The 23,086-nt window shown below is 43.1% G+C and carries 24 protein-coding genes; 17 read left to right on the top strand and 7 right to left on the bottom strand.

Annotated elements, in window-relative coordinates:
* Window positions 1-156 precede the first annotated feature (156 nt).
* The 3 genes from H6G05_RS03445 to H6G05_RS03435 all read left to right on the top strand — a co-directional run bounded on the left by H6G05_RS03445 (window position 157) and on the right by H6G05_RS03435 (window position 3,314).
* Complete coding sequence (locus H6G05_RS03445) at window positions 157-1,914, top strand: DMT family transporter (RefSeq protein ID WP_190576312.1); 1,758 nt, start codon at window positions 157-159, stop codon at window positions 1,912-1,914.
* A gap of 93 nt (window positions 1,915-2,007) precedes the next feature.
* Window positions 2,008-2,733, top strand: coding sequence for a hypothetical protein (locus H6G05_RS03440; protein ID WP_190576310.1), 726 nt, complete (start codon window positions 2,008-2,010; stop codon window positions 2,731-2,733).
* A gap of 77 nt (window positions 2,734-2,810) precedes the next feature.
* Window positions 2,811-3,314 (top strand): hypothetical protein, encoded by a 504-nt coding sequence (locus H6G05_RS03435; protein ID WP_190576308.1) that lies wholly within the window; start codon window positions 2,811-2,813, stop codon window positions 3,312-3,314.
* A gap of 32 nt (window positions 3,315-3,346) precedes the next feature.
* Here H6G05_RS03435 and H6G05_RS03430 read toward each other — a convergent pair whose 3' ends face one another.
* Window positions 3,347-3,697: a hypothetical protein gene (locus tag H6G05_RS03430; protein WP_190576307.1), complete on the bottom strand. Its 351-nt coding sequence runs from the start codon at window positions 3,695-3,697 to the stop codon at window positions 3,347-3,349.
* Window positions 3,698-4,165: 468 nt separating this feature from the next.
* Here H6G05_RS03430 and H6G05_RS25555 point away from each other — a divergent pair, with 468 nt between their 5' ends.
* The 3 genes from H6G05_RS25555 (at window position 4,166) to H6G05_RS03415 (ending at window position 7,272) form a co-directional block, all read left to right on the top strand.
* On the top strand, window positions 4,166-4,567 hold the full coding sequence (locus H6G05_RS25555; protein ID WP_190576306.1) for a pentapeptide repeat-containing protein: 402 nt from the start codon (window positions 4,166-4,168) through the stop codon (window positions 4,565-4,567).
* Between the two features lie 151 nt (window positions 4,568-4,718).
* Window positions 4,719-5,795, top strand: coding sequence for a PIN/TRAM domain-containing protein (locus H6G05_RS03420; protein WP_094533477.1), 1,077 nt, complete (start codon window positions 4,719-4,721; stop codon window positions 5,793-5,795).
* 52 nt (window positions 5,796-5,847) lie between these two features.
* Window positions 5,848-7,272, top strand: coding sequence for a hypothetical protein (locus H6G05_RS03415; protein WP_190576305.1), 1,425 nt, complete (start codon window positions 5,848-5,850; stop codon window positions 7,270-7,272).
* A 35-nt stretch (window positions 7,273-7,307) separates the two neighbouring features.
* Here the strand turns inward: H6G05_RS03415 and H6G05_RS03410 are convergent, their stop codons facing one another.
* Window positions 7,308-7,775 (bottom strand): tetratricopeptide repeat protein, encoded by a 468-nt coding sequence (locus tag H6G05_RS03410; RefSeq protein ID WP_094531081.1) that lies wholly within the window; start codon window positions 7,773-7,775, stop codon window positions 7,308-7,310.
* Window positions 7,776-7,952: 177 nt separating this feature from the next.
* Between H6G05_RS03410 and H6G05_RS03405 the strand changes: the two genes are divergently transcribed.
* Window positions 7,953-8,291: a rhodanese-like domain-containing protein gene (locus tag H6G05_RS03405; protein ID WP_190576304.1), complete on the top strand. Its 339-nt coding sequence runs from the start codon at window positions 7,953-7,955 to the stop codon at window positions 8,289-8,291.
* A 57-nt stretch (window positions 8,292-8,348) separates the two neighbouring features.
* On the opposite strand, the gene H6G05_RS03400 is transcribed toward H6G05_RS03405, so the two are convergent.
* Window positions 8,349-8,534, bottom strand: a complete 186-nt coding sequence (locus tag H6G05_RS03400; RefSeq protein WP_190576303.1) for a hypothetical protein — start codon at window positions 8,532-8,534, stop codon at window positions 8,349-8,351.
* An 82-nt stretch (window positions 8,535-8,616) separates the two neighbouring features.
* On the opposite strand from H6G05_RS03400, the gene H6G05_RS03395 reads away from it, so the two are divergent.
* The 8 genes from H6G05_RS03395 (at window position 8,617) to H6G05_RS03360 (ending at window position 17,519) form a co-directional block, all read left to right on the top strand.
* Window positions 8,617-9,975 (top strand): anthranilate synthase component I, encoded by a 1,359-nt coding sequence (locus H6G05_RS03395; RefSeq protein ID WP_190576302.1) that lies wholly within the window; start codon window positions 8,617-8,619, stop codon window positions 9,973-9,975.
* A gap of 162 nt (window positions 9,976-10,137) precedes the next feature.
* Window positions 10,138-10,863, top strand: a complete 726-nt coding sequence (purC, locus tag H6G05_RS03390; protein ID WP_190576301.1) for a phosphoribosylaminoimidazolesuccinocarboxamide synthase — start codon at window positions 10,138-10,140, stop codon at window positions 10,861-10,863.
* A 246-nt stretch (window positions 10,864-11,109) separates the two neighbouring features.
* Window positions 11,110-13,119 carry a BamA/TamA family outer membrane protein gene (locus tag H6G05_RS03385; RefSeq protein ID WP_190576300.1) on the top strand — a complete coding sequence of 670 codons (2,010 nt, stop codon included), beginning with the start codon at window positions 11,110-11,112 and terminating at the stop codon, window positions 13,117-13,119.
* Window positions 13,120-13,121: 2 nt separating this feature from the next.
* Window positions 13,122-13,949 carry a UDP-3-O-acyl-N-acetylglucosamine deacetylase gene (gene lpxC, locus H6G05_RS03380; RefSeq protein ID WP_190576298.1) on the top strand — a complete coding sequence of 276 codons (828 nt, stop codon included), beginning with the start codon at window positions 13,122-13,124 and terminating at the stop codon, window positions 13,947-13,949.
* A gap of 39 nt (window positions 13,950-13,988) precedes the next feature.
* Window positions 13,989-14,495 (top strand): 3-hydroxyacyl-ACP dehydratase FabZ, encoded by a 507-nt coding sequence (gene fabZ / locus H6G05_RS03375; protein ID WP_190576296.1) that lies wholly within the window; start codon window positions 13,989-13,991, stop codon window positions 14,493-14,495.
* A 120-nt stretch (window positions 14,496-14,615) separates the two neighbouring features.
* Window positions 14,616-15,413, top strand: a complete 798-nt coding sequence (gene lpxA / locus H6G05_RS03370) for an acyl-ACP--UDP-N-acetylglucosamine O-acyltransferase (RefSeq protein ID WP_322096322.1) — start codon at window positions 14,616-14,618, stop codon at window positions 15,411-15,413.
* 395 nt (window positions 15,414-15,808) lie between these two features.
* Complete coding sequence (locus H6G05_RS03365; RefSeq protein ID WP_190576292.1) at window positions 15,809-16,138, top strand: Mo-dependent nitrogenase C-terminal domain-containing protein; 330 nt, start codon at window positions 15,809-15,811, stop codon at window positions 16,136-16,138.
* Window positions 16,139-16,247: 109 nt separating this feature from the next.
* A complete protein-coding gene (locus tag H6G05_RS03360) occupies window positions 16,248-17,519 on the top strand; it encodes a hypothetical protein (RefSeq protein WP_190576291.1) in 1,272 nt (423 codons plus the stop codon).
* A gap of 69 nt (window positions 17,520-17,588) precedes the next feature.
* On the opposite strand, the gene H6G05_RS03355 is transcribed toward H6G05_RS03360, so the two are convergent.
* Together H6G05_RS03355 and H6G05_RS03350 are read right to left on the bottom strand one after the other, a co-directional pair.
* Window positions 17,589-18,902, bottom strand: coding sequence for an FGGY-family carbohydrate kinase (locus H6G05_RS03355; protein ID WP_190576290.1), 1,314 nt, complete (start codon window positions 18,900-18,902; stop codon window positions 17,589-17,591).
* A gap of 138 nt (window positions 18,903-19,040) precedes the next feature.
* On the bottom strand, window positions 19,041-19,445 hold the full coding sequence (locus H6G05_RS03350) for a DUF3119 family protein (RefSeq protein ID WP_190576289.1): 405 nt from the start codon (window positions 19,443-19,445) through the stop codon (window positions 19,041-19,043).
* 179 nt (window positions 19,446-19,624) lie between these two features.
* Here H6G05_RS03350 and H6G05_RS03345 point away from each other — a divergent pair, with 179 nt between their 5' ends.
* Window positions 19,625-19,867 carry a hypothetical protein gene (locus tag H6G05_RS03345; RefSeq protein WP_190576288.1) on the top strand — a complete coding sequence of 81 codons (243 nt, stop codon included), beginning with the start codon at window positions 19,625-19,627 and terminating at the stop codon, window positions 19,865-19,867.
* Between the two features lie 15 nt (window positions 19,868-19,882).
* A complete protein-coding gene (locus tag H6G05_RS03340; RefSeq protein WP_322096321.1) occupies window positions 19,883-20,554 on the top strand; it encodes a HEAT repeat domain-containing protein in 672 nt (223 codons plus the stop codon).
* Window positions 20,555-20,623: 69 nt separating this feature from the next.
* Here the strand turns inward: H6G05_RS03340 and H6G05_RS03335 are convergent, their stop codons facing one another.
* Entirely contained in the window at window positions 20,624-21,049 is a 426-nt protein-coding gene (locus tag H6G05_RS03335) for a DUF29 domain-containing protein (protein ID WP_190576287.1), read from the bottom strand.
* Window positions 21,050-21,156: 107 nt separating this feature from the next.
* Window positions 21,157-22,812 (bottom strand): iron uptake porin, encoded by a 1,656-nt coding sequence (locus H6G05_RS03330; protein ID WP_190576286.1) that lies wholly within the window; start codon window positions 22,810-22,812, stop codon window positions 21,157-21,159.
* Between the last annotated feature and the right edge of the window lie 274 nt (window positions 22,813-23,086).

Below are 23,086 nucleotides of genomic sequence, written 5' to 3'. Positions count from 1 at the left end.
TTTTGATCAACAAATAAAACTAAATATGTCAGATGCTCAAATTAGTGCTATAAAGTTCGCAAACTAGACGCAACCAATTAAGCCAATTAAAAAATTAGTGCCAAACTTAGTCCCTAGCGTTATTTCAGATGGCATTGTTACGAGGTGATTTCTTCAATGGAGAGCAATAATATTCGTAGTAATAGTAATTACGAGCAGACCCTCGCGGGAGTCACCAAGGACTTGTCTGATCTGCGGGCAAATATCTTGGGCAAGCTCAGCCGTGAAATTTTGATTTTACAAGCTCAAAAAAATGCCTTAACTGATGATATTCAGCGACTCCAGTCTCAACGCAAAGAGCTAGAGGTGCTAACTGTCGCGCAGCAAGGCATGAATCAGCAAGAAATCCAGCGCCAACAATGGATCGAGCAACTTGCCCAAGCGATCACCTATCACTTAAAAAATGATGTGATCGTTACTAACTCAAAGGTACTCAATGATCATTCTGAGAATTTTGAGCAGTTAATGCTTAATCTTGATGGTGCTATTCGAGCCACTTTTCAGTCTTTACAACGGGATGTGGATACATATCAGCGAGATCTTGATGATCAGATGCAACGTATGTATACACAACGACAACAAGGCGAGTTGATGCTCTCGGCGCTTGTTGAAAGAATTGATGAATACTTGCGGCGATCATCGGGCGATCGCTACACAGGTGGGAGCCTAGGCAGTAATCCACCAGTCAACTTCACGGGGACATCTGGTTTTGCAGGAGCGATCGGCACTAATGGCAGTAGTGCAGCGCCTACTATTCCTAATGGCAATGCTAACTATGGGCAAATTCAGATCCCTACATTCAACAGTAGTCAATTTAGGCAATATGACTCAAATGACACTCGCCCATATGTAGGTGATCCGACCGAACCATTTAACTCTCTAGAGACAGCCCCTCCCATAGCTCAACCAACTAAGCGTCTCAATGATTGGTGGTTAGGATTTATCTTAGTATTGGGCGCTTCAGTGGTTTTGTCCTTGCAAAATATTTTGGTAAGGGTGATTTTCTCCAACTCCAGTATTTTTGGGATGTTTAGTTTTGGGGGATTGATTAAAGCCACCGTCCCCAACTCCTTCATGTTGTTACTGTTGCGAATGCTATTCGCAACACCAATTATGTGGATAGTAGCTAAGCTTATTTTTCGGGTAGATGTATTACGAGACTTTCAGCAATTGCTCACACCCGGTCGTAGATTATTATTCTGGCGGGTTGCCTTCAGCGCTTTACTGCAATTTGCCTCTTTTGCATTCATTTATGTAGCTCTAGGCATTTTGAACCCCGGACTAGCCGTCACCCTGTTTTTCATCTTCCCGACGGTTACAGTTTTGATGGCTTGGATGCTATTTGGCGATCGCCCTAGCAAAGAACGCTGGTTTGTAATTGGAGTGATTTATGTAGGCATTATGCTTACCTACAACATTTTTGGAGTAACAAAACCTGATACGTGGGGGGTAATTGCAGCAATGCTTTCAGGAATTTCTTTCGCGGGATATATCATTACCTCTCAGGCTTGCTTTAAACAACTAAATCCTGTTTCTTTTACTTCAATTAACTTTGCAATTATTTTGCTGCTCTGCTTTGGGACATTACCATTCACCTTGGCTTCGATTTCCTTTAATAGCTCACTTATATTTATGTGCTTCTTGATTGCACTAACGACTTTAGGGGGTTATTTGCTGACCAGCTTTGGTACAAAGCTAATGGGTGCAGCGCAAGCATCGATTGTGAGTGCTAGTGGTCCCGTCTTTACCACGTTCCTAGCCTACACAATCTTGGGAAACAAACTAGATTTTATCCAGCTATTTGGGGTGTTTCTCGTCACGGGCGGTGTAGGGCTACTCAGCTTGCAAAACATGTACAAGAAACCTGCTAAATGAAAAAAGGTGAGATGTGCTTAAGCGCTCTCACCTTTTTTAACTAAAATCCTGTAAAGTAGCTATTACAGTCCTTAGGGATATAAGTGGCAATCAGTGGTCAAAACTTCACATCATTCAGAACAAGAATCAACTGCATCCCCATCGCAAGCTCAACAATTAATGCGATCGCTTTGGCGTGGGCTTGCCCGTGAGCAAGGGTTGCCAGTATGGGCTTTGTTGGCGATTTTTTTGGTGATGTTGCTACTGTGGAATTGGCAGCTAATCGCGGCAACTAGTGCGGGGATCTTTGCCATGACTGCGGTCTATATAATACAGGACTGGAACTGGAATGTGATTTTGTGGCGCATTCAGAAGTTTTTGCAAAGTCCCTATCGCCACTTACCTTTATCAGTCGCGAGCGGCACGGTCACTGTTTTTTTGACCTATACAGTATTAGCTGTATGGTCTAACCAAGAAAATCATTGGTTAGCGTCAGCCAACATTTTGCAGCTTGTCGCAACTTTAGGGATTTTAGTGTTGCTCGTACGTCAAGCTTTTAGCCAATGGTTGCAACGTCAACAAAATAATTTTGATCAGCTTATTGCTCAGCTAGCAGTAAATGACGATCTAGCAAGACTGATTGCCATTAAGAAAATCAATCAATATGTTCAAGATAATCGGTTGCCTGCTGCTCAAGAACGGGCGATCGCTGATTATTGCCAAGTATTGCTAAATCGCGAAACCGAGACAACTATGCGTGAGGCAATTTTTGAGACTTTAGAATCATTGCAATCAATTACAGCCAAACCTGCACTTCAGAGATCAGCCAATAATATTTAGATGATTGAGCCGCGCAGAGCGCGGCTCAATCATCTAAATTCAAGATATTAATCACGATCAAAGTTAACTAAAGATTCATGCAAACTAAAGATCAAATTCTGGATCGCCAAGTTGCTTTATTAGTTCAGAGTACCCCCGATGAAGAAACGGCTAGCGCAGTTAGTTTGATTGCGTCAGTACTAAAGGCGATCGCCCAAAATCTTAAACATACAATTTATTTTGTGATTCAAGATATTGAAGGTGGTTGGTTACTCACACCGCTTAGCAATCATGACAATCCTGAACTGGAAAAAACGACGATTTATGCCTACTGCGATCGCACTCCAGCCAATATTGACCGATTGCGATTAAATGACGAAAATCTCGAATGTGGAGAATATAACGTAATTGATATGCTGTTTCGCCTAATTGGGATGAAACAGGTGGACAGCATTGTATTTTTTGATCGAGCCACAGATACGCAAAACGGGCTTGAAATTGCGCGTACTGATATTGAAGAATTATGCGAAAAAAAAATTAAACGCGCTCAGTTTGGACTGCAAAAGCTAAACGAACTTAAAAATAACGCCAATATTGCCTAAATCAAGAAAAAGGACGCTTCGCGTCCTTTTTCTTATTCGTAGTCGATGAATCCACACATAACAGCACCATCAACAGAGCCGTTGCCACTTACTAAGCAAGCAAGACTATCTTTGTGGCTCACAGTTACGATGCGATCGTAACTATCACCAGTAACCAAGTTGTACGCGATCGCCATTACTTCAGGAGTGCTATTGACCGCAAGGATAATTTGATTGGTGCTAGTAGCAGCACTGTCATAACGAACTTCGGTTTGAGGAGCAGTAGGGTTTTGATAGAGAGCGGCGACGATCGCTGTTTGAGCATTAGCTGATGTAGCGAATGCAAAACCTGAAATGGCGAAACCCGAAATGGCTAAAAATGTGGCGACGATTGTACTTTTCATGACTGCCTCTACTTCTACGTTCTCTAATTACTTGCAACGAATTAGAAAATCAAATTTCTATAAATTTAATTTTCTATCAAAAGTAGCAATCGCTACTTCCTTCTATCAATTCAACCGACTGGGTGATCTTTAACTTGTGAGTGATTAACTCCATGAAGTCATCATCTAGCTTTTTTTGATAATCGCAAGTGACACCAGATATCTACCCTTGTGATTGCGATCGCACTCCATAGTGATATGGCTACAGTTACTTGTCTTAGGACAAAACAAAACCCAAGAATTGATTGGCAGTGCGGAGCGCTGCCAATCAATTCTTGGGTTTTATGTCAAAAAAATGAAAGCATTGCTTTGCAAACCTTTCATTTTTTGGGTGATTGAAATTTGCTAATGCTAAAGGTGAGACTTTACACGGACTCTACTTTCTAGGTTTTATACTGACAGTAAGCTCAACAACTAAGATCCAAACAAATGAAAACTCTAATCAAGACTTGTTTGATAATTTCAGGACTAACCTGCGCGATCGCCACAATTAGTTGGACAGAATCCGCCTCTGCTGATCCCAACCAAATCCGTCAGGTTTTGCAAACTAGAGAATGCCAAGGTTGCGATCTATCAAGGACAAAACTAAGTTTTGCCAACCTGAGAGGTGCAAATTTACGTAACGCGAATCTATTTTCAGCAGATCTTAAGCTTGCTGATTTGCGAGAGGCAAACTTAATAGGTGCAATTCTAGATAAAGCGGATTTAAGGGGAGCTGATCTCACAGGAGCCGACTTGACAAGTGCATACATATCAGAAACCAACTTTTGTGGGGCAATCATGCCCGACGGACAAAAATCCAGCGAAGGTTGCGCTCAATCCCCAAGATAGACAATTCTCTATTGCATTTGTGTAGAATTGTATGCAAAGGATTGAGAAATTTTGAAAAATATTACCTAAACTCAATTAAAGCTCTAGGCTAGAGATTATTTGAGTTGATCTCACGTCCTTATATTTATTCGTCCAAGCGGAGTTCCGCCCTATGATTGACGCTATTATCATTTTTACATTCATCCTCGCGGGAGCAGGCACTGGCTTCCACGGTATTGATTTCTTACCACCAGAGACGATCTCCCATCTGAATATCCAAAATCTACGCTGGGTGACGCTTGGGGTAGGATCTGTGGTCGGATTAATTGCAGGCTTGATCGTCCAAAATACCTACCGCCGCATCGAAACGAACATTCGGTCAATGCCGCTTGAGACGATTTTGGGTCGTGCTGTTGGTTTGGTCTTTGGTCTACTGGTCGCTAACTTGATGCTAGCACCATTATTTTTAATCCCTATTCCTGACAACTTTGACTTTATTAAGCCACTCACGGCAATTTTAGTAAGTATTATCTTTGCTTATTCGGGGATGACTCTGTCGGACACTCACGGGCGTGCATTGTTGCGGTTGATCAATCCCAACAATGTCGAAAGCAGTCTCCTCGCTGATGGAACTTTGCGTACCGCGACAGCGAAGGTTTTAGATACTAGTACCGTAATTGATGGACGAATTCAGACTTTGATGGAGACGGGATTTTTAGAAGGGCAATTACTGATCCCCCATTTTGTGATTCAAGAATTGCAGACGATCGCTGATAGCTCCAATGATCAAAAACGGGTTCGTGGTAGAAGGGGGCTAGATATTCTCAATAATATGCGTGACCAGTTTAGCGATCGCATCACAATTCATTCCGCCGATTATGAAGACTTGCATACTGTTGATGCCAAGTTAGTCCGTTTAGCCCAAGAGCTAAGCTGCACGCTGATCACTAATGATTACAACCTCAACAAAGTCGCCAATTTACAGCAGGTTGAAGTTTTGAATATCAATGATCTCGCTCAAGCTTTGCGCCCAACCTATTTACCAGGGGATCTGATCGAAATCAAAGTACTCAAGGAAGGAAAAGAAGCATCGCAAGGCATTGGCTATCTTGAAGATGGCACAATGGTTGTCATTGAGGAAGGTCGTGAGTACCTCGGCAAACAAATTATTGTGATAGTCACTAGTGCGTTACAAACTTCGGCTGGTCGCATGATTTTTGCGCGTCACGAAGCGATCGCCACTGTGTAAGGCAAAAGTAAAAAGTAGAAAGTAAACATTAAATACCAATTCCCTATCGCCAATGCAAGTTTTGCCTTCTCACTCACAGCGACAATTGGTATCGGGTAAAGTCGGGTGGGGCTGGCGGCAGGCGACTTATCCTATTTCTGTGAATTTTATTTTTTCAGGCTTGTTGATTTTCGTATTGGCGATCGCTCAATTAGTGCGATTAGGTGATGCGATTATTTTGGCGATCGCGAGTTTCATATTACTTGTGGGCTTTGTATTAGGTCTACATACGGCTAAGTCCGTGGTTGAAGTATGCCGCCAAAACTCCGATTATCTATTCTCGCGATCGCAGTTAATTGGGATGACAGCCTATTGGTTGGTTTTAATCGCAGGGCTAAGCCTATCTTCCGAAGCTTTAGCAAAGTCATTGATCGCATTGTGGTGGATTTTACCTGCTGCGATTTTCACAGGTTTGGCTAGCTCTCTAGCTTGGCGATCGGGTAAATCGAAGACAGAAGCAGAGAAAAAGCAAGTCATCGAAGCCGTTAATGCGGACATATTGAATGTAATTACCTATTCTGACCAAACAGTTTTGGTTAGCCCATCGGCTATAGGTCAACAGCCACGACAGTTTAATAGTTTGGTGCTAATCGTGTTGGGCTTTTTCTTTTGGACAATGCTCGATTTTTCTGCAAATTTAAGGGCGCTCGCGGCGATCGCTTTGACAGCTTCAGGACTTACAGGATTTTTTACATGGCAAGCCCAGTTGCGATCGCCCGAAAAGATTTTACATCTGAGATTTAGTGGCTTATGGGGGATTGATGCGGAATATGCGATCGATTTACGCCCATTCTCAAGTCTGTCATTGGTTAAATTGCAAGAGGCTAGTGGCGAACTAAGCTGGATGCAGCTATCAGGCAATAAGAGTGACATCACCATTCCTTTAGCGATGACGGTTGTGACATCGAGTACTAAAGAAGGCCCAAATCAAAATGATCAGTTAGGGCAAACGATTCGCGATCAGTTTCACCTTGCCAAACAAGAATCTGAGCGTGATAGTTTAGGCATGGCGAATGTATTACTGCCTCAGGGCGCAGGAATTTTAGCAGGAACCGCATTTATCACGGTGGGAGGATTGATCCTATTTCTTTTCCCCTTACCTATAAAACTAGTTGCCGAGAGTTTGATTGCTTGGCTTGGTGTTTGTCTCCTTAGTCCTGCGATCGCCAGATTTTTCTTGCAATTAGTTGCCCCTAATAGTCTGCAAAGCGATCGCCCTAGCTATATCAAAAATCATTTGCAACCTTGGGAAATCGGTACGGCTCTTTTATTGATCAGCGCTTTTTTATCCAGAAAAACCACAGAGAACATCGCTTCCCTAGTGACATTCAATCAATCATTGCCCCTATTAACGCTAATTTGTGGCTGGCTCAGCATTAGCATCGGTGTTTGCATCCTTTCCTTTGTACGTCGCACACCTCTTTGGAATACAAACTAACCAAGCAAAAACTCGCAAAGCGAGTTTTTGCTTGGTTAGTTAAGCATAGCTGTACATTCAAGAATTAGTTTTTGGTTGGTGAGGGAATAGGGTTGAATTTCTAAGGCGCGGCGGAAAGTAGCGATCGCTTCGTGATAATTACCGATCGCCGCATAGCACAAACCCAAACCGTGAACTGCACCAAAATGATAGGGATTAAGGGCGATCGCCTTCTGGCAGTCCTTGATGGAACGCTTGTAATCCCCTTGCATATAAAACAAAACTGCCCGCCGATTCCATGCTTCGACGAAATCTGGTTGAGCATGAATTAATTGGGTGAGCATTAGTTCCGCTTGTCTGACATTGCCGCTATCTGCCATCATTTGGCTCTGTCGCAAAACTTGTAAGCCCTGCATTCCCTTTTGCATAAACCACATTTCCCACAGCCCCTGCGTGGCACGATCGCGTATCTCCTCATCTTCACTTTTGAGGTCTCTCAACAATTCTTCGATGGGCTGGCTCATTAGTCTAGACAAATAAATTTATAGTACTCAAATAGTTTTTTAAGAACCTTGCAAAGCAAGGTTCTTAAAAAACTATTTGGGTTTGTTGCGATGGCAAAGCGCAATAATCTAAAGTTTGAACTAAAAGCGGGACTTGTGTTAGTTTTTTAACTCATACCTAAGAGATATTTTGCACGTATGTCTATCATACAAATTACTGTCCAAGAGCTAGCCGAACGTTTGGCTGGAGATCGCCAAGATTTACAACTGATCGATGTGCGGGAACGTGATGAGGTAGAAATTGCCGCGATCGCTGATTTTACGATCTTGCCTCTCAGTGAATATGGAGAATGGTCAGTAGATTTTAAGGAAAAGTTTGATCCCCATACGGAAACATTAGTACTTTGCCATCATGGGATGCGATCAGCCCAAATGTGTCAATGGTTAATCAATCAAGGCTTTACTAACGTCAAAAATATTAGTGGCGGCATTGATGCCTATGCCTATGCGGTTGAGCCAAGCATGGCAAAGTACTAATACCAAAACTCAATAAAGTAAAGAGCCCGCTACGCGGGCTCTTTACTTTATTGGGTTTTAGTTTGCGGTTAAGAAAGGAATGCTGAAAAATACTGCTAAGCCGATCGCCGAAACGATACAGGTGATAATCGTAATTATGATGAACTTGCGATCACTCGCACCGTAGAACTTATTCGGTAACGAACTCGCCAATACCATTAGCCCAATTAAGACGAGAATCCCAATAAATAAGGTGCGATTCATAAGGTTTTTGCTTTTAAATTATAGAGAGGCGGCGCTTCGCACCGCCTCTCTATAATAAAACCATACCTTACGTAATCTATCTATGACCGATTGGTTGTGGCTTCAGCGATCGCTACCAGCAAATATGACAGGTGCAGATCTATGGGAATCGCTCTATGCTCATGAACCGATTGCAGTTCTGCTAGAAAGCCCTGCCATTGATACAGTTTCTTCAAAACTAGCAAGATATTCGATCGCCGCAGGGCAGCCTCGACAAATTTGGACTCCTGAAGTTGGTGAGATTTTGCCATGTTTGGAAAAATTGCGATCGCGGATGCAAAATTCTCATTCTGATTTACCTGATCATTTGCCATTTACAGGAGGATATTTAGGATGGTTAGGCTATGACCTCGCTTGGGAAATTGAACGCTTGCCCTATACCAAGCCTGATACTTTGCCTTTTCCTGTTGCCTTTTGGTATGAGCCATCTAGTTTTGCGGTAGTTGATCATCAAACTGAAACAGTATGGTTAGCCGCTAGCGATCGCCTTGAATTAAAGGAATTAGGCGATCGCTTTAGCAATGCAGAAAACAAGGGGCTTACGCCCCTTGCCTGTCTTAGTAAAGATCGCACTGTACAAGCTACTCCAACTTATTTACCAGAACGACAAGGCTATGAAGCCATGGTGGAAAAAGCGAAACACCATATTTATGCTGGCGATATTTTTCAGGCAAATCTCTCGATGCGGTTTGGATACCCTTGGAACTCGGATGGGTGGCAACTATATCGCCATTTGCAAAAGATTAATCCATCACCCTTTGCAAGCTATTGGCGCACAACTTGGGGAGAGGTAATTAGCGTCTCGCCTGAGCGTCTAGTTAGCCTACGCGATCGCCATGCCGAAACTCGTCCGATCGCAGGTACAAGACCACGCGGCAAAACTGAACAGAAAGATCTCGAATTTGAGAGTGAATTACTAGGCTGTACTAAGGAGCAAGCCGAACACATTATGCTAGTCGATCTAGAGCGTAACGACCTTGGGCGAGTTTGTGAATGGGGCAGCGTTAAGGTCGATGAGCTATTAGCGATCGAGCGCTACAGCCACGTTATGCACCTTGTCAGTAATGTGGTGGGGACATTACGCCGCGATCGCACGTTGGTAGATCTCATTCGGGCTACTTTCCCAGGGGGAACAATTACGGGCTGTCCAAAAGTACGCTGTATGGAAATCGTCGAAAAGTTAGAACCACAGCGACGCAGTTTGTTTTATGGCTCCTGTGGCTATATTGACAGGCGCGGCAACATGGATCTGAATATTTTAATTCGCACTTTACTCAAGACTGACAATCATATCTGGGGACAGGTTGGAGCAGGAATAGTTGCTGATAGTATAAGCGATCGGGAATGGCTAGAATCTTTGCAAAAAGCCCAAGCTCAACTGGCTGCACTAGGCTTAAATTAAGGGCTTCACTGTAAATTTTTTGATGGTGCGGCTAAGCCGTGTCATCAAAAATCTGGTTCTTAAACCCCACAAGATATTTGGGGCGCAAAGCGCCCCAAATATCTTGTGGGGTTGGCGATCCTATAGAATACTTAAGCAACTACTATCGCCATATATCTATCCATGAGTGGAACCAAGCTCTACGAAGGCAAAGCCAAAATCCTGTTTACAACAGATGATCCCCACATTTTGCTATCGCGCTACAAAGATGACGCAACCGCCTTCAATGCTCTAAAAAAAGGCACGATCGCCAACAAAGGAGAAATGAACTGCGCGATCGCCTCACACATTTTTCAGTATCTGGAAGCCCAAGGTATTGCGACCCACTTCATTAAGCAAGTTTCACCTAATGAGATGCAAGTTGCCGCCGTCCAGATATTGCCCATCGAAGTTGTGGTTCGGAATATTGCCGCAGGTAGTATTTGCAAACGCCTTGGTTTAGCACAAGGTCAACCACTCAAGCAGCCCCTAGTCGAATTTTTCTATAAAAATGATGACCTTGGCGATCCTCTAATTACTGATGCCCATGTATCCATGCTTGATCTCGCCACACCTGAACAAGTTGCTCAACTCAAACAACTAGCTCTAGATATTAATCACCATCTGCAAACTTTTTTTGAGCGCTGTAATTTAATCCTCGTTGATTTTAAGGTGGAAATTGGATCTGACGCTAATGGACATTTACTGCTAGCCGACGAAATCAGCCCCGACACCTGTCGTCTCTGGGATAAGGAGATCTCTGACCCCACTGCCCGTATCCTAGATAAAGACCGCTTTCGTCAAGATCTCGGTAATGTTGCTGAAGCCTATCAAGAGGTGATGAAACGAGTCTTAGCCGCGATCGCTTAAAAGCAATTTTGCGAAAATTTGCAAAAAAGGGCTTCAACGGTAAACTTTTTAGGTAGGTATGATTTTTAACATTGGCGATCAAAATGACAAAATTTAGTTCTTAGTTAATTACTGCTAGCAATATAGGGGTGTTGAAAGTTATAGTTATTTATTAGTATTATCAGAAACTTTCTGTTCACATTTGTCCGTCAATAGTTTCCTGTTCAGTATTCTGTTTAAATATTCTGTAGGTGTTTGGAAGACTTTATGCGTATAAACTTGCTCGTATTCACAGCCATTGCCGCATCCAGCACGTTACTAACAAGTCCTTTGCTGGCACAGGCTGCTCCTGCAAAGCAAGAGATTGCTCAAGCGCCAACCCCGCAGCCAACTACTCCCCCCACTACAACAGAGGAGCCTCCTACTCAGCCAAGCACCCCAATTCCCCCCACTACATCACCAACTTTTACACTACCTTCTACCACTCCTCCCCCTGCAACTACAACTGAAACTCAAGTGCTAGTGGGAGAAGTTGCCATTAAAACTCCAGAAGGTCAGCCTCCTTTACCTCCTGAACTTGAGCAAAGAATCTATGATGCGATCGCCACAAAACCAGGTCGGACAGTAACTCGTACTCAGCTTCAGTCTGATATCAACGCTGTGTTTGCCACAGGCTTTTTCTCCAATGTTCAAGCGGAACCAGAAGATACCGACATCGGTGTGCGCGTAACTTTCTTCGTATTACCAAATCCTGTCCTCAAATCTGTAAACACTGAAGGCACACAAGTACTAGAACAAGGTGTGATTGATCGCATCTTTGGTTCACAGATTGGCAAAGTCACTAATCTCAAAGATATCCAAGCAGGGGTTAAAGAGCTTGAAAAATACTACCAAGACAAGGGCTATGTTTTAGCTCAAATCGTTGATATCAAAGCTACACCCGAAGGAAATATTAACCTCGTTGTATCTGAAGGTGTAATCGAAGACATCAAAGTAGCCTTTATCAATGAAGATGGCAAAACCGTTGACAATGAAGGCAAACCAGTCTCTGGCACTACCCGCGACTTTATCATTACCCGCGAGTTGACGATTAAAGAAGGTGAAATCTTCAACAAAAATACAGTTCAGGGCGATTTACAAAAAGTCTTTGCTCTTGGTTTGTTTGAAGATCTCAACATTGGGCTTGCTCCAGGAACCGATCCACGCAAAGTAATCGTGACTGTCAATGTCAAAGAACGTAACACAGGCTCGATCGCCGCAGGTGCAGGTTTAAGCTCATCCACAGGTTTATTTGGTACGGTTAGTTTTCAACAACAAAACCTCGGTGGCAACAACCAAAAGCTCGGTTTAGACATTCAAGTCGGTGAACGTGAATTACTATTTGACCTCAACTTCACCGATCCTTGGCTAGCGGGTGACCCTTATCGCACTTCATTTACAGCCAATATTTTTAACCGTAGCTTGTTCAGCTATATTTTTGATACCCCAATTGGTATTGGACCTGACAACGTTAGCCCTCGCATCAACCGACTTGGCACAGGTTTTAGTTTCTCTCGTCCCCTTGGCACAGCCACCACGGCTTCACTGGGCTTACGCTACGAACGGGTCAGCATCGCCAATAGCAACAATAACGTCATTTCTCCCACCGACTCCCTAGGCAATCCTCTATCAGCTAGTGGTATTGGACAAGATGATTTGCTATTGCTGCAATTCGCCTATGCCACCGATCAACGCGATAATCCGATTAAGCCATCTTCTGGCTCTGTATTTCGGATTGCGACTGAGCAGTCGATTCCCATTGGTTTAGGTTCAGTTTTCTTAAATCGGGTTCGTGCTAGCTACAGCTACTTTATCCCCGTTAATTTCTTGAACTTCTCTGAAGGTACACAGGCTCTTGCTTTCAACATTCAAGCTGGGACTGTAATCGGTACTTTGCCACCCTACGAAGCCTTTCAACTAGGTGGTAGCAACTCAGTTCGGGGTTGGGATGAAGGCAAAATTGGTAGCGGTCGCAGTTTTGGCATCTTCTCGGCAGAATATCGCTTCCCTGTGTTTAATATCGTTGGCGGAGTCTTGTTCTTTGATTATGGTACTGATCTAGGCTCAGCCTCAGCCGTACCAGGGAATCCCGCAGGAGCACGAAACAAACCAGGTAACGGTGCAGGTTATGGCATTGGGGTACGGGTACAATCGCCGCTAGGTTCCATCAGAGTGGACTACGGCATCGGCTCAAATGGTGGTACACAGTTTAGCTTTGGTCTAGGAGAAAAATTCTAGTCATGCTCTACCAACAGACGATCGCTGCCCCATTTGCTTTGTCGGGGATTGGATTGCATAGTGGTGAGCAAGTTTCTGTGACTGTCAGTCCTGCGCCCATTAATTCAGGTCGCTATTTTATCTATGGTGAAGCCAAGATACCTGCGGATACGACTGTAGTTTCGGCTTCGCAGCTATCGACGGAGTTACGCCAAAATGGCACAGGTGTTCGCACGGTCGAGCATTTGCTGTCAGCTTTGTTTGGTATGGGTATACATAATGCCTGTATTGAGCTTGATCGTCCCGAATTGCCGATCCTTGATGGGTCGGCGTTGCCTTGGGTGGAAGCGATCGCTAAAGTTGGTATTGACACACAAGTACAAGGCGATCGCCTAATCCCTCTACCCGAAGCAGTTACAGTATCCAAAGGTGACAGCTTTGTCACGGCGATACCTGCGGATACTTTGCGCTTCACCTATGGCATTGAATACCCAACTCAGGCGATTGGTGAGCAGTGGTTTAGTTGGTCACCTACGATCACTAACTTCAGCGAAAGATTTGCTAGTGAAATAGCACCCGCAAGAACTTTTACACTTGCAGCATATATTGATCAAGCTCGTGCGGCAGGGTTAATCAAGGGCGGAAGCCTAGAAAATGCGCTGGTTTGCGATGCTGAGAAGTGGATCAATCCGCCTCTACGTTTTACCGATGAACCATGTCGTCATAAACTTTTAGATCTTATTGGTGACCTAAGCTTGCTAGGATTCTTACCGAGAGCGCATATTCTTGCCTACAAAGCTAGCCATAATCTTCATGCTGAATTTGCGATCGCCTTAGCTCAAAAGCTATAGCCCCACAATTCATTTTCCTCCTATGCCAAATTAGTTAATATGTCAACTTTGACCGAAGAACCGACCCTAAATAGTGCTGAACTCAATACTGATAGTACCAACAGCGTAACTAGTCAGGTTTTAATGATTGAAGATATTCAGAAATTGTTACCTCACCGCTACCCATTTCTGCTAGTTGATCGGATCATTGATTTTGTGCCAAATAAATCTGCCACAGGGATTAAAAATGTCACTTTTAATGAACCCTTCTTTCAAGGTCATTTTCCTGAAAGACCGATCATGCCTGGTGTACTAATTGTCGAGGCGATGGCGCAAGTAGGTGGTATCGTCCTAAGACATTTACCAGGAATGGAAAATCAACTTTCATTATTTGCTGGCATCGATAAAGTCCGATTCCGTCGTCCTGTAGTTCCTGGCGATCGCTTAACTATTACTACCGAGCTGATAGTTGCACGCAAGCGCTTTGGTAAGATGCATGGACGTGCTGAAGTTGATGGTCAATTAGCCTGCGAAGGTGAATTGATGTTTTCATTAGTTAACCTTTAAATCTTTTCACTCTCGTTTCAAATTTTAATTTGTTATCTGGCGATCCAAGCGATCGCAAATCAAGCGATCTAACTTAGTATCAAGCGAGCCAAACTTTTTATGCCTGTGTCTCATGCGCCTGTGTCTGAATTTATTCACCCGACAGCCATAGTGCATCCTGATGCCCAACTCCATCCGACTGTCAAAGTTGGAGCTTATGCTGTCATCGGTGAACAGGTGAAAATTGGCGCTCATACTGTCATTGGGCATCACGCCATTGTCGAAGGGAGAACTGAAATCGGCGATCGCAACCAAATTTATCCAGGGGCAGCGATCGGTTTAGATTCTCAAGACTTGAAATATTCGGGTGCTGATAGTCTCGTCCACATTGGTAATGACAACCGCATTCGCGAATATGTCACAATTAACCGCGCTAATGAAGCTGATGAAGTTACCTATGTTGGCAACGGTAACTTACTGATGGCCTATGTCCATGTGGGGCATAATTGCGAAATCGAAGATCGCGTAATTATTGCTAATGGTGTAGCTTTAGCAGGACATGTACATATCGAGTCCCATGCCAGAATCAGTGGGGTGCTGGGTGTGCATCAGTTTGTGCGAATTGGGCGATTATCAATGGTTGGTGGTATGAGTCGGATCGAGCGAGATGTACCTCCTTACACTCTTGTCGAGGGTAATCCCTCGCGGGTGCGAACTCTAAATCGAGTTGGCATTGATCGGGCTGGACTAGATGGGGAAACCCAACAAGCTTTGAAGTCGGCATTTCGATTGTTATATCACCAAGATTTAACCCTTGTTGAAGCTCTTGAGAAACTAGTCAACCTAGTCGATAACCCTCATGTTCAGCATCTGCGCCAATTTTTACAGGATTCGATCACTATTTCTCAACGACGTGGTCCAATTCCCATCCGTCTCTAATCTTAAAAGCCCAAAGAGTCATGGCGGCGCTTCGTGCCGCCATGACTCTTTGGGCTTTTATAGCTGTCGCCATTCTTGTGTGAGGCGGCGCGAAGCGCCGCCTCACACTATTTGGGTTTTGATTTGTCCTGATACAGGTGGCTATAGCTATAATTCACAAAAGTGTTTGCAAAATTTTGTGAATTATAGCTATAGCGATCGGCTATACAGACAAGTGGGTACGATCTAAATTATCAAGGTCATAGAAAAAGCTCTTTCATTCTACTTGTATCGACCATCTCATACATAAGGATGAATAATGTATTTTCTACCCTCTATTTAAGACGATTATGTTACGATTAGTAACGTAAATGCTTTAGATCTACATACTCTGTTGTAAAGAGCGTTTGGTGAACATGTCAAGTATTAATAGTTCAGGATTTGGCGGGGAAAACTCATATATCGGCAGACCTCAATCCAAAAAGACCTTCGATTTGCTCCAGCCTCTACGTAAGACCATCGATAATTTTGAAATCCACAAATCTAAAACAGCCCATCGCATTGCTAGACTAATTCCTGCTCAATGTCCCTTTGAGCGCACCATTAAATTCTTTGGTCACACCCTCATCCACATTCCGCCCCTTTGTAAACTCAACCCTGTATACGATGAACTAGTCGGGCTTCGATTCCGCGCCCTTTGCTTTTTAGCTGATCGCTGTGGCGAAGACATTAGTGCTTATTGTTAATAAAATTAAAAGGTTGCCAAGCAACTTTTTAATTGCAATTTTATATGCGAAAAATAAATGATGTAAGCTAAGCTTGCATCATTTATTTTTTGTGCTTAGGAATTTGCATATGCAAAAAAAAATGCAGTGGCTATGGCGATCGCTGGTCGCTATCTTGATTTCTTGTTTGATCGTGATTACCACGATCTCCTTACAGCCAAGTAACGCAGCGATCGCGCCATTACCTGACCCTTATCTCACCACAGGAAAGCTTGCTGAAGGTGAAAAGGTCTTTAACGACTATCTAAAAAATAATTCTCAGGATGACAAAGCTCGCTTTGGGTTGGGCGTAATCCAATTTATGAGTGGTACTGAACGGTTAATGCAGTCGCTCTATCGTTATGGACTGATTCAAAATCCCGTAAGTGGATCGATCCCTTTTTTACGCTTGCCAGTACCTCAAAACCCCAAACCACAAACTTTAACTTACGACGGACTCCAGCAGGTTTTTCAGACTTGGATTAATGATCTTGCTACTGTACGGACTACCCTCGAACCAATTAAAGATCAAAATCTTAAACTTGCCCTGCGCTTAGGCTTAATTCGTTTAGATTTTGATGGCAATGGCAAAGCAGATGACAAGGAAATGCTATGGCAGATTTTTAATTCTGTGACTGGTGCAAACGTTACCGAAAAAGATGCCCAACAGTTTTTAATCGCTTTTGATCGTGCTGATGCTTTGTGGTTACAGGGCTATACCCATGTCTTAGGAGCAATTAGTGAGTTTTTACGGGCTTATGATAGTCGTGAGTTATTTGCTGCTTGCGCTCACTTATTTTTCCAAGATGTAGATACGCCCCATAAATTTTTGCTCACGACGCGCAGAAAATCTCCTGAAGACTATAGCTACAGTTTCTTTGAGATTCTCGATTTGCTTTCAGCAGTTCATCTTGCCAAATTTCCTTTAGTGGAACCACAAAGGATGACGACTATTCTCAATCATATGAAATCAGTAATTAGTCTCAGTCGTGAATCATGGAAGTCAATTTTGGCAGAAACGGATAGCGATCGCGAATGGATTCCCAATCCTAAGCAGACTTCTGCAATTCCTCAAGTTCGGGTTACAGATGAAATGGTGAAATCTTGGCTAGCCGCTCTTGATGAAATCACCGCAATTCTTGACGGCAAGAAGAATTTACCTTTCTGGCGTGATGAGAAGCTCAGCATTGATTTTGCCAGAATTTTTACAGAGCCACGCACTTTTGATTTGGGATCTTGGATACAAGGAACAGCCGCTACTCCCTATTTAGAAAAAGGAAAGGTTACCGATATGAACGTTTGGAATATGATGGTTAACGCTTTCGGTAGTAATTTATTTGGATTTGTAGTTTGGTTTAATTGAGAATTGCTACTATCTCAATGAAAGTGTTGCTCAAACCCAAATAAATGAAGGCGGCACGAAGTGCCGCCTTCACTTATTTGGGTTTGGGTTATAAGTTCTACTTGCGGCGTATAATGCAGCCCCATAGGCTGCTTCAGTTTGCTGAGACTGTTGCATCGAGATCTGTAAATGGCGATCGCGTATTTTTATCCATAGTGTATTTTTTGCCCCACCCCCTGCGGTATAAATTCGCTGAATTGGTGAAGCGCCTAATTTTTGCAAGATTTGATAGCCCTTTGCCTCAATTCTTGCCATACTTTCGAGCAATCCATGCAAAAACTCAACGGGATCATCAGGACGTGGTTCTAGTCTTGGCGCAAGATGAGGATCATTAATCGGAAACCGATCGCCTATTTTGGTTAGAGGATAGTAATCCAATGAACTAGCAATATGTGGATCAATGCGATCGCTAAACTCTTGTAACTCTGAATCTGTAAAAAATTGTCGCAATACAGCCCCACCAACATTGGAAGCCCCACCAACTAGCCACAAACACCCTAATTCTCGATGCTCAAACCGATGACTATAAATCCCGTAACTGGGTTCATTAATGGGGCGATCGCTTAAAACTTTTAGCACCATCGTTGAACCGAGAGAGGTCACTGCTGTCCCTATGGCAGGAGTCGCCGTACCAACACTAGATAAAAAAGCAGCATTACTATCAGTCGTTCCCGCACCGATCGCACAATCTAAAGGCAAATTTAATTTTAAGGCGATCGTCTTATTAACCATCCCTACAGTTTTACTTGGTGCAAAAACTTCAGGCAAAACTACCGCAGGATTATTGAGTAACCATGACTGTAACCAATCAGGATATTGCAGAAGCTGAGGATCGTATCCTAACTTGAGCGCATTGTGATAATCACTCACGCCCAATTTACCATGGAGTAAATAACCCAGCCAATCAGCTTGATGCAAAAAATAAAGCGATCGCACTTGGCTTGTAAATGAATCTTGAATCTCTGCTCTGGCAAGGAATGAAATTAATTTAGCAAAACTGGAAGTTGCACTACAAACTGAATGCTTTGCTGGGGCGATTTTTTTGACTTGCTCTAAAACTTCAGACTCACAGGTATCGCTATAGATCAGTGGTGCAGCGATCGCCTTACCAGTACGATCGCAAATCAAAACAGTAGAGGAAGTGCCATCGACAACTATTTTTTTAGTATTTTGCCTAATTTTCTGAGGCAAACTAGTAATTACTTCATAAAGCGCTAATTGCCATGTTTCGCAATCACGAATGTCATATTCAGCACGAGAGATTACGTCAATTTCGTTACTTGCATTAATGGCGATCGCCCTCACGCCCGAAGTCCCAAAATCAATACCTAAAAAGTAATTCATACAAATTGCCAATACAGCGCTTTACGCTGACTTAAAACCCAGAAATATTTGTAAAAGCGGCGCGAAGCGCTGCTTTTACAAATATTTCTGTACGACTATATTAATTAGTAGTAAGGAGGGCAATGCCCTCCTTACTTGCTACGACTTTTTCAAAGGAATATTTTTTTCTAAACAAGTTTTCAGCATTCTTGCATCAAATAAAACTGGCAAGAAATGAATACTTTTTACTTCTTTGAAATAAAACAAAATTGGAAAAGCAAACCAAAATACTTTCCAATCTTGCCACTCTTGATAAGGGAAAGTACGGAACTTTTCTTGCGATCGATAAACCTCTAAATCTGTCGCGGTAAATACTAACCGAATCGTCGCTGCTTGATAAACTAGAAACAATCCAAAAATTGCAACTACACCCGCAGCAATTGGTTGAACCCAAATAAGTGGTACTCCTGCCAACACAAGTACAACAGGTATTGCATAGTTTGGATTTAGTTCTGTAGCCTGCGATGCAATATTTGGATCAACAAAAGGATTTGAAGTAGTCATAATGATTTAGATGATTGATTTATATCTGTAGATATACATTTAATTCTAGGTCTATGGCTTGTTTATTGAAGTGATAGGATAAACATTATTGAGCTAATTATGCTCTTTAATTGGTTTATTCTTAACTAATTGCGCTTTTAGCACATCTGGTAATTTCTATATAAGCTTAGGAAATGTCTATGAACTTATCCTCAACAGCGAATGACTTGGCTCTCCCTTTACATGAAGCTGCCAAAGATCCTAAAGTCTGGAGTCATCTCAAACAAGCGATCGCTACCAGTTCAGGATTTGATAAGTGGCAGCGATCTCGAAATGGTGATCCCAAGGGCGATCCCAAAGATGTTTTAGTAGTACAAGAAAGCGTTCTTGATGATCTCGTGCGTAGCTACTTACGTGAGACACTAGAAACGTTAGCGTATTAATTGCGAGATTTTCTTGTGAGCGAAACATCAGAAACTCAGTTTGAAACCTTAAGAGAGCAACTAGCTATAGATGATATGGGTATTCGGATGAAAGCCCTTCATGCTAGTCGCTCTCTTCCCATTTCTGAGAGATTTACTTTACTCTCGATCGCGGCGATCGACTCCTATGCACGTATTCGTTATGATGCCGTTAGTCAACTTGGCACAGTCGGCACGGTTGATTTAGAAAAATCCTTAGCAATTTTAAGCGATCGTTTATCGCTCGATCCTGAAATTGATGTGCGCGCCGCCGCCGCCGCTTCGCTTGGTTCTCTACAACTTACCCAAGCCTTTGATTTACTAAAAAAATCTTACGAGTCCACTAACGATTGGATGTTTCAATTTAGTATTGTGGCTGCGATCGGTGAGCTAGGTGATCCTCAAGGCTTTGATTTACTAGCTGAAGCATTACAAAGTCCCAATGAGCTAGTCAAAATTGCTGCGATCGGCTCCCTCGGTGATTTAGGCAATCCCGCCTCGGTGGCTCTTCTGTTGCCCCTTGTCGAAGATCCCGATTGGCAAATCCGACATCGAGTTGCCCAGTCTCTGTCACAGCTTGGCGGTACTGAAGCCAGAGCAGCTCTGGAAAAACTTGTCAACGATCCAATGCCCCAAGTTTCTGAAGCCACGCGATCATTTCTAGCTTGATGTGCAGTTAAAACAAAGGGGAGTTGCAGCACGAAGCGCAGCAACTCCCCTTTGTTTTTTAAATTGGCCTTAGACTAAATTAATTGGACGTTCCAATACATCCTCAATAGAGTAAGGACAATCGACTGGAAATTCTAAATCTGTTTCTTTTTGTGCATTTAAACTAGATACCACATAAGTTTCGTCTAGCCACTCATCGGTCAGATAACGCTTTAGGCTGGGACTATCTTTTAAATAACGAATGATTTGAAGTCGTTCTCGTTGAATAGTTATCTGCCAACTTTTCGATCTAAGCTGTGGCTGATAGTCCCACTTAAGCAAATAATGCACAATCAAGCGTAGGCTGCTCAATAAGCGATCGCGTTCTCGCTTGGATAAATCGCGTACCTCTTCTACCAAATTATCGATATCCAACTCGGCGAACCGACCCGCCGACAACAAATCAGCCATCTGTTCTGCCCAGAGTCCATAATCCTGCTCGTATAGTACAGTCATTGCTACAACTCCAACTAAGGCGCATCACACTTAACTATATATTATTTTAAAAATTAAAAAGGAGAGGCGCAGAGCGCCTCTCCTTTTTAGTAAGACAACACCAAATCTTAGAAGGAGAAAGTGGTACGAATTACACCAACAGTTGCAGTACCGTTAGCATTGGTACTGCCTGGGTTGAATACAAAGTAAACACCAGGAGTAATGCTGATATTCTTGGAAACACGGAAACGATATAGAGCTTCCAAGTGATAAGGAGTATCGGTGCTGCCAGTTGCAACGCCACCAACACTACTTCTGTAAAGTGGTTGACCAAACATCACAGCAGCTAGGTCGCCTTCGGTAAACAAGTCCTTGCTAGACAATGCAGCCATCCAGCTAGTAAAGGTTGTTGATGCGGTAGTTGCACCAGTTGTATCAGCAAAAGTCCAAGCACCCCAAGTATTGAAGGTAAACTTCTTGGTAATATCCCAAACTAAACTGCCAACTACGGTATTACTTCTAATACCACTAATCCCAGCAGCGTTAACAGCAGATGCTCCAATAGAATCACCATTTAGACCAGAAGCAAGAGTGTTACCAAAAGTATAGGCATTAGCGTAACCAACGCCGAGAGTTAATACATCAGCAGGCTTGAATACAAACTGAGCAGCAATCTTGGTGTCACCACCAGTTACACCACCTTGTCCAGATGCTAGAGCGGCATTCGATGCAGTGTATGCAAGTTCAAGGGAAACCTTATCGCTAAACTTGAAGTTCAAACCAGCAACAGCCAAGCCACTAGTACGACTACTAGATGCAATGCGGATCAGAGGATTGAAACGACCAAAGCGAGAGATTGTACCTTGAGAGTCACTTTCGAGAGGGTTAAGAGGGCTGATGACATCTTCAGGAGCGCCGATTGGTGCAACATAAGCAGTAATGTTATCGCCAACTGGGAAACGATAGAACAAACGATTGATTTCAAAGCTGTTATTTGGTGTGCCACTTTCATAGGACAATCTAGTGCTATTTCCACTGCCAAGTCCAGATGCAAAAGCTGCACCGTCAGTATTTAGATTAGGAGTATTGCTTGCTTGCAAGCGAGTTCTTAGCAAGTCCTTACCAGTAAAGCTTGTATCTAAATTGAGACGAACACGGTAGCTAAAAATTGTGTTGGTTCTGTCTGTAAAGTCGCTAGTAGCGGTAGGGGCATCATTAAGACCATCAGACGCAGCAGTAAGACCGAAGATTGCTTCGCCACGTAGCTTGGTAGTTGTCGAGAATTGCTGAGCTTCGAGCTTAGCAGTCTTAGCATCAAGAGCATCAACACGACCACGAAGGGTTGCTAGTTCAGCAGCAAACTCTTCTTGAAGCTTTTGCAAGGTGGCTAGGTCTTCTTTGCTGACCTTATCAGCTAAACCTGCGGAGATAATTTCGTTGATCTTGTCTAAGCAAGCATTCAAACCAGCAGCAAATTCATAACGGCTGGTTGCTTGTCTGCCACGGAAAGTGCTGTCAGGATAGCCAGCGATACAACCGTAGCGCTCTACCAAGGATTGCAATGCGGTGAAAGCCCAGTCAGTAGGGCGAACATCGCTAAGTTGAGATACTGAAGTTACATTTTGGGCAACAGCACTGGGACGAACCAAGCTGTCAGTAGTTACGGAGCGGATTACTTGAGAATCTTGGGAAGCTTGAGCATTAGCAGCACCGCTAATTAAGGCAGATGCAGCAACAGCAGCAGAAATTACTACGCTGTAGTTTTTCTTAGAAAATTTAGACATTTGTTACTATTCCTCACAACATAACAGCTTAAATATCTGTGTGGAAATAATGTAGCAATAATAGCAGCACAAAGTTAAGTGTTGCTCAACACATTAACCATGTATTTATGCTCAGATTATGTATTTATGCTCAAAAGCTTTAATGCGTTTGCAACAAACCTAAAAAACAAATGCATCAAATAGCGAAGGATGGTGCATAGGAATATCTAGAGTAGAATTTCAAAACCTCTGGGCGGGATAACTTCAAACTGTCTCCTAGGAAGGTTTAGCGCCG

This window comes from Phormidium tenue FACHB-1050 (assembly GCF_014696925.1).
Classification (GTDB): Bacteria; Cyanobacteriota; Cyanobacteriia; order Pseudanabaenales; family Pseudanabaenaceae; genus Pseudanabaena.
The sequence above is the reverse complement of the archived record's forward strand: the minus strand, read 5'-3'. Positions and strand labels throughout refer to the sequence as shown.

Excerpts from the sequence above, each read along its gene's own strand:
- H6G05_RS03345 (WP_190576288.1), top strand. The coding sequence starts at position 19,625 with ATGAACTTATCCTCAACAGCGAATGACTTGGCTCTCCCTTTACATGAA.
- H6G05_RS03410 (WP_094531081.1), bottom strand. The coding sequence starts at position 7,775 with ATGAGCCAGCCCATCGAAGAATTGTTGAGAGACCTCAAAAGTGAAGAT.
- H6G05_RS03395 (WP_190576302.1), top strand. The coding sequence starts at position 8,617 with ATGACCGATTGGTTGTGGCTTCAGCGATCGCTACCAGCAAATATGACA.
- purC (WP_190576301.1), top strand. The coding sequence starts at position 10,138 with ATGAGTGGAACCAAGCTCTACGAAGGCAAAGCCAAAATCCTGTTTACA.
- H6G05_RS03445 (WP_190576312.1), top strand. The coding sequence starts at position 157 with ATGGAGAGCAATAATATTCGTAGTAATAGTAATTACGAGCAGACCCTC.
- fabZ (WP_190576296.1), top strand. The coding sequence starts at position 13,989 with ATGTCAACTTTGACCGAAGAACCGACCCTAAATAGTGCTGAACTCAAT.
- H6G05_RS03335 (WP_190576287.1), bottom strand. The coding sequence starts at position 21,049 with ATGACTGTACTATACGAGCAGGATTATGGACTCTGGGCAGAACAGATG.
- H6G05_RS03365 (WP_190576292.1), top strand. The coding sequence starts at position 15,809 with ATGTCAAGTATTAATAGTTCAGGATTTGGCGGGGAAAACTCATATATC.
- H6G05_RS03405 (WP_190576304.1), top strand. The coding sequence starts at position 7,953 with ATGTCTATCATACAAATTACTGTCCAAGAGCTAGCCGAACGTTTGGCT.
- H6G05_RS03415 (WP_190576305.1), top strand. The coding sequence starts at position 5,848 with ATGCAAGTTTTGCCTTCTCACTCACAGCGACAATTGGTATCGGGTAAA.
- H6G05_RS03400 (WP_190576303.1), bottom strand. The coding sequence starts at position 8,534 with ATGAATCGCACCTTATTTATTGGGATTCTCGTCTTAATTGGGCTAATG.
- H6G05_RS03435 (WP_190576308.1), top strand. The coding sequence starts at position 2,811 with ATGCAAACTAAAGATCAAATTCTGGATCGCCAAGTTGCTTTATTAGTT.
- H6G05_RS03355 (WP_190576290.1), bottom strand. The coding sequence starts at position 18,902 with ATGAATTACTTTTTAGGTATTGATTTTGGGACTTCGGGCGTGAGGGCG.
- H6G05_RS03360 (WP_190576291.1), top strand. The coding sequence starts at position 16,248 with ATGCAAAAAAAAATGCAGTGGCTATGGCGATCGCTGGTCGCTATCTTG.
- H6G05_RS03430 (WP_190576307.1), bottom strand. The coding sequence starts at position 3,697 with ATGAAAAGTACAATCGTCGCCACATTTTTAGCCATTTCGGGTTTCGCC.
- H6G05_RS25555 (WP_190576306.1), top strand. The coding sequence starts at position 4,166 with ATGAAAACTCTAATCAAGACTTGTTTGATAATTTCAGGACTAACCTGC.
- H6G05_RS03330 (WP_190576286.1), bottom strand. The coding sequence starts at position 22,812 with ATGTCTAAATTTTCTAAGAAAAACTACAGCGTAGTAATTTCTGCTGCT.
- H6G05_RS03420 (WP_094533477.1), top strand. The coding sequence starts at position 4,719 with ATGATTGACGCTATTATCATTTTTACATTCATCCTCGCGGGAGCAGGC.
- lpxC (WP_190576298.1), top strand. The coding sequence starts at position 13,122 with ATGCTCTACCAACAGACGATCGCTGCCCCATTTGCTTTGTCGGGGATT.
- H6G05_RS03385 (WP_190576300.1), top strand. The coding sequence starts at position 11,110 with ATGCGTATAAACTTGCTCGTATTCACAGCCATTGCCGCATCCAGCACG.
- H6G05_RS03350 (WP_190576289.1), bottom strand. The coding sequence starts at position 19,445 with ATGACTACTTCAAATCCTTTTGTTGATCCAAATATTGCATCGCAGGCT.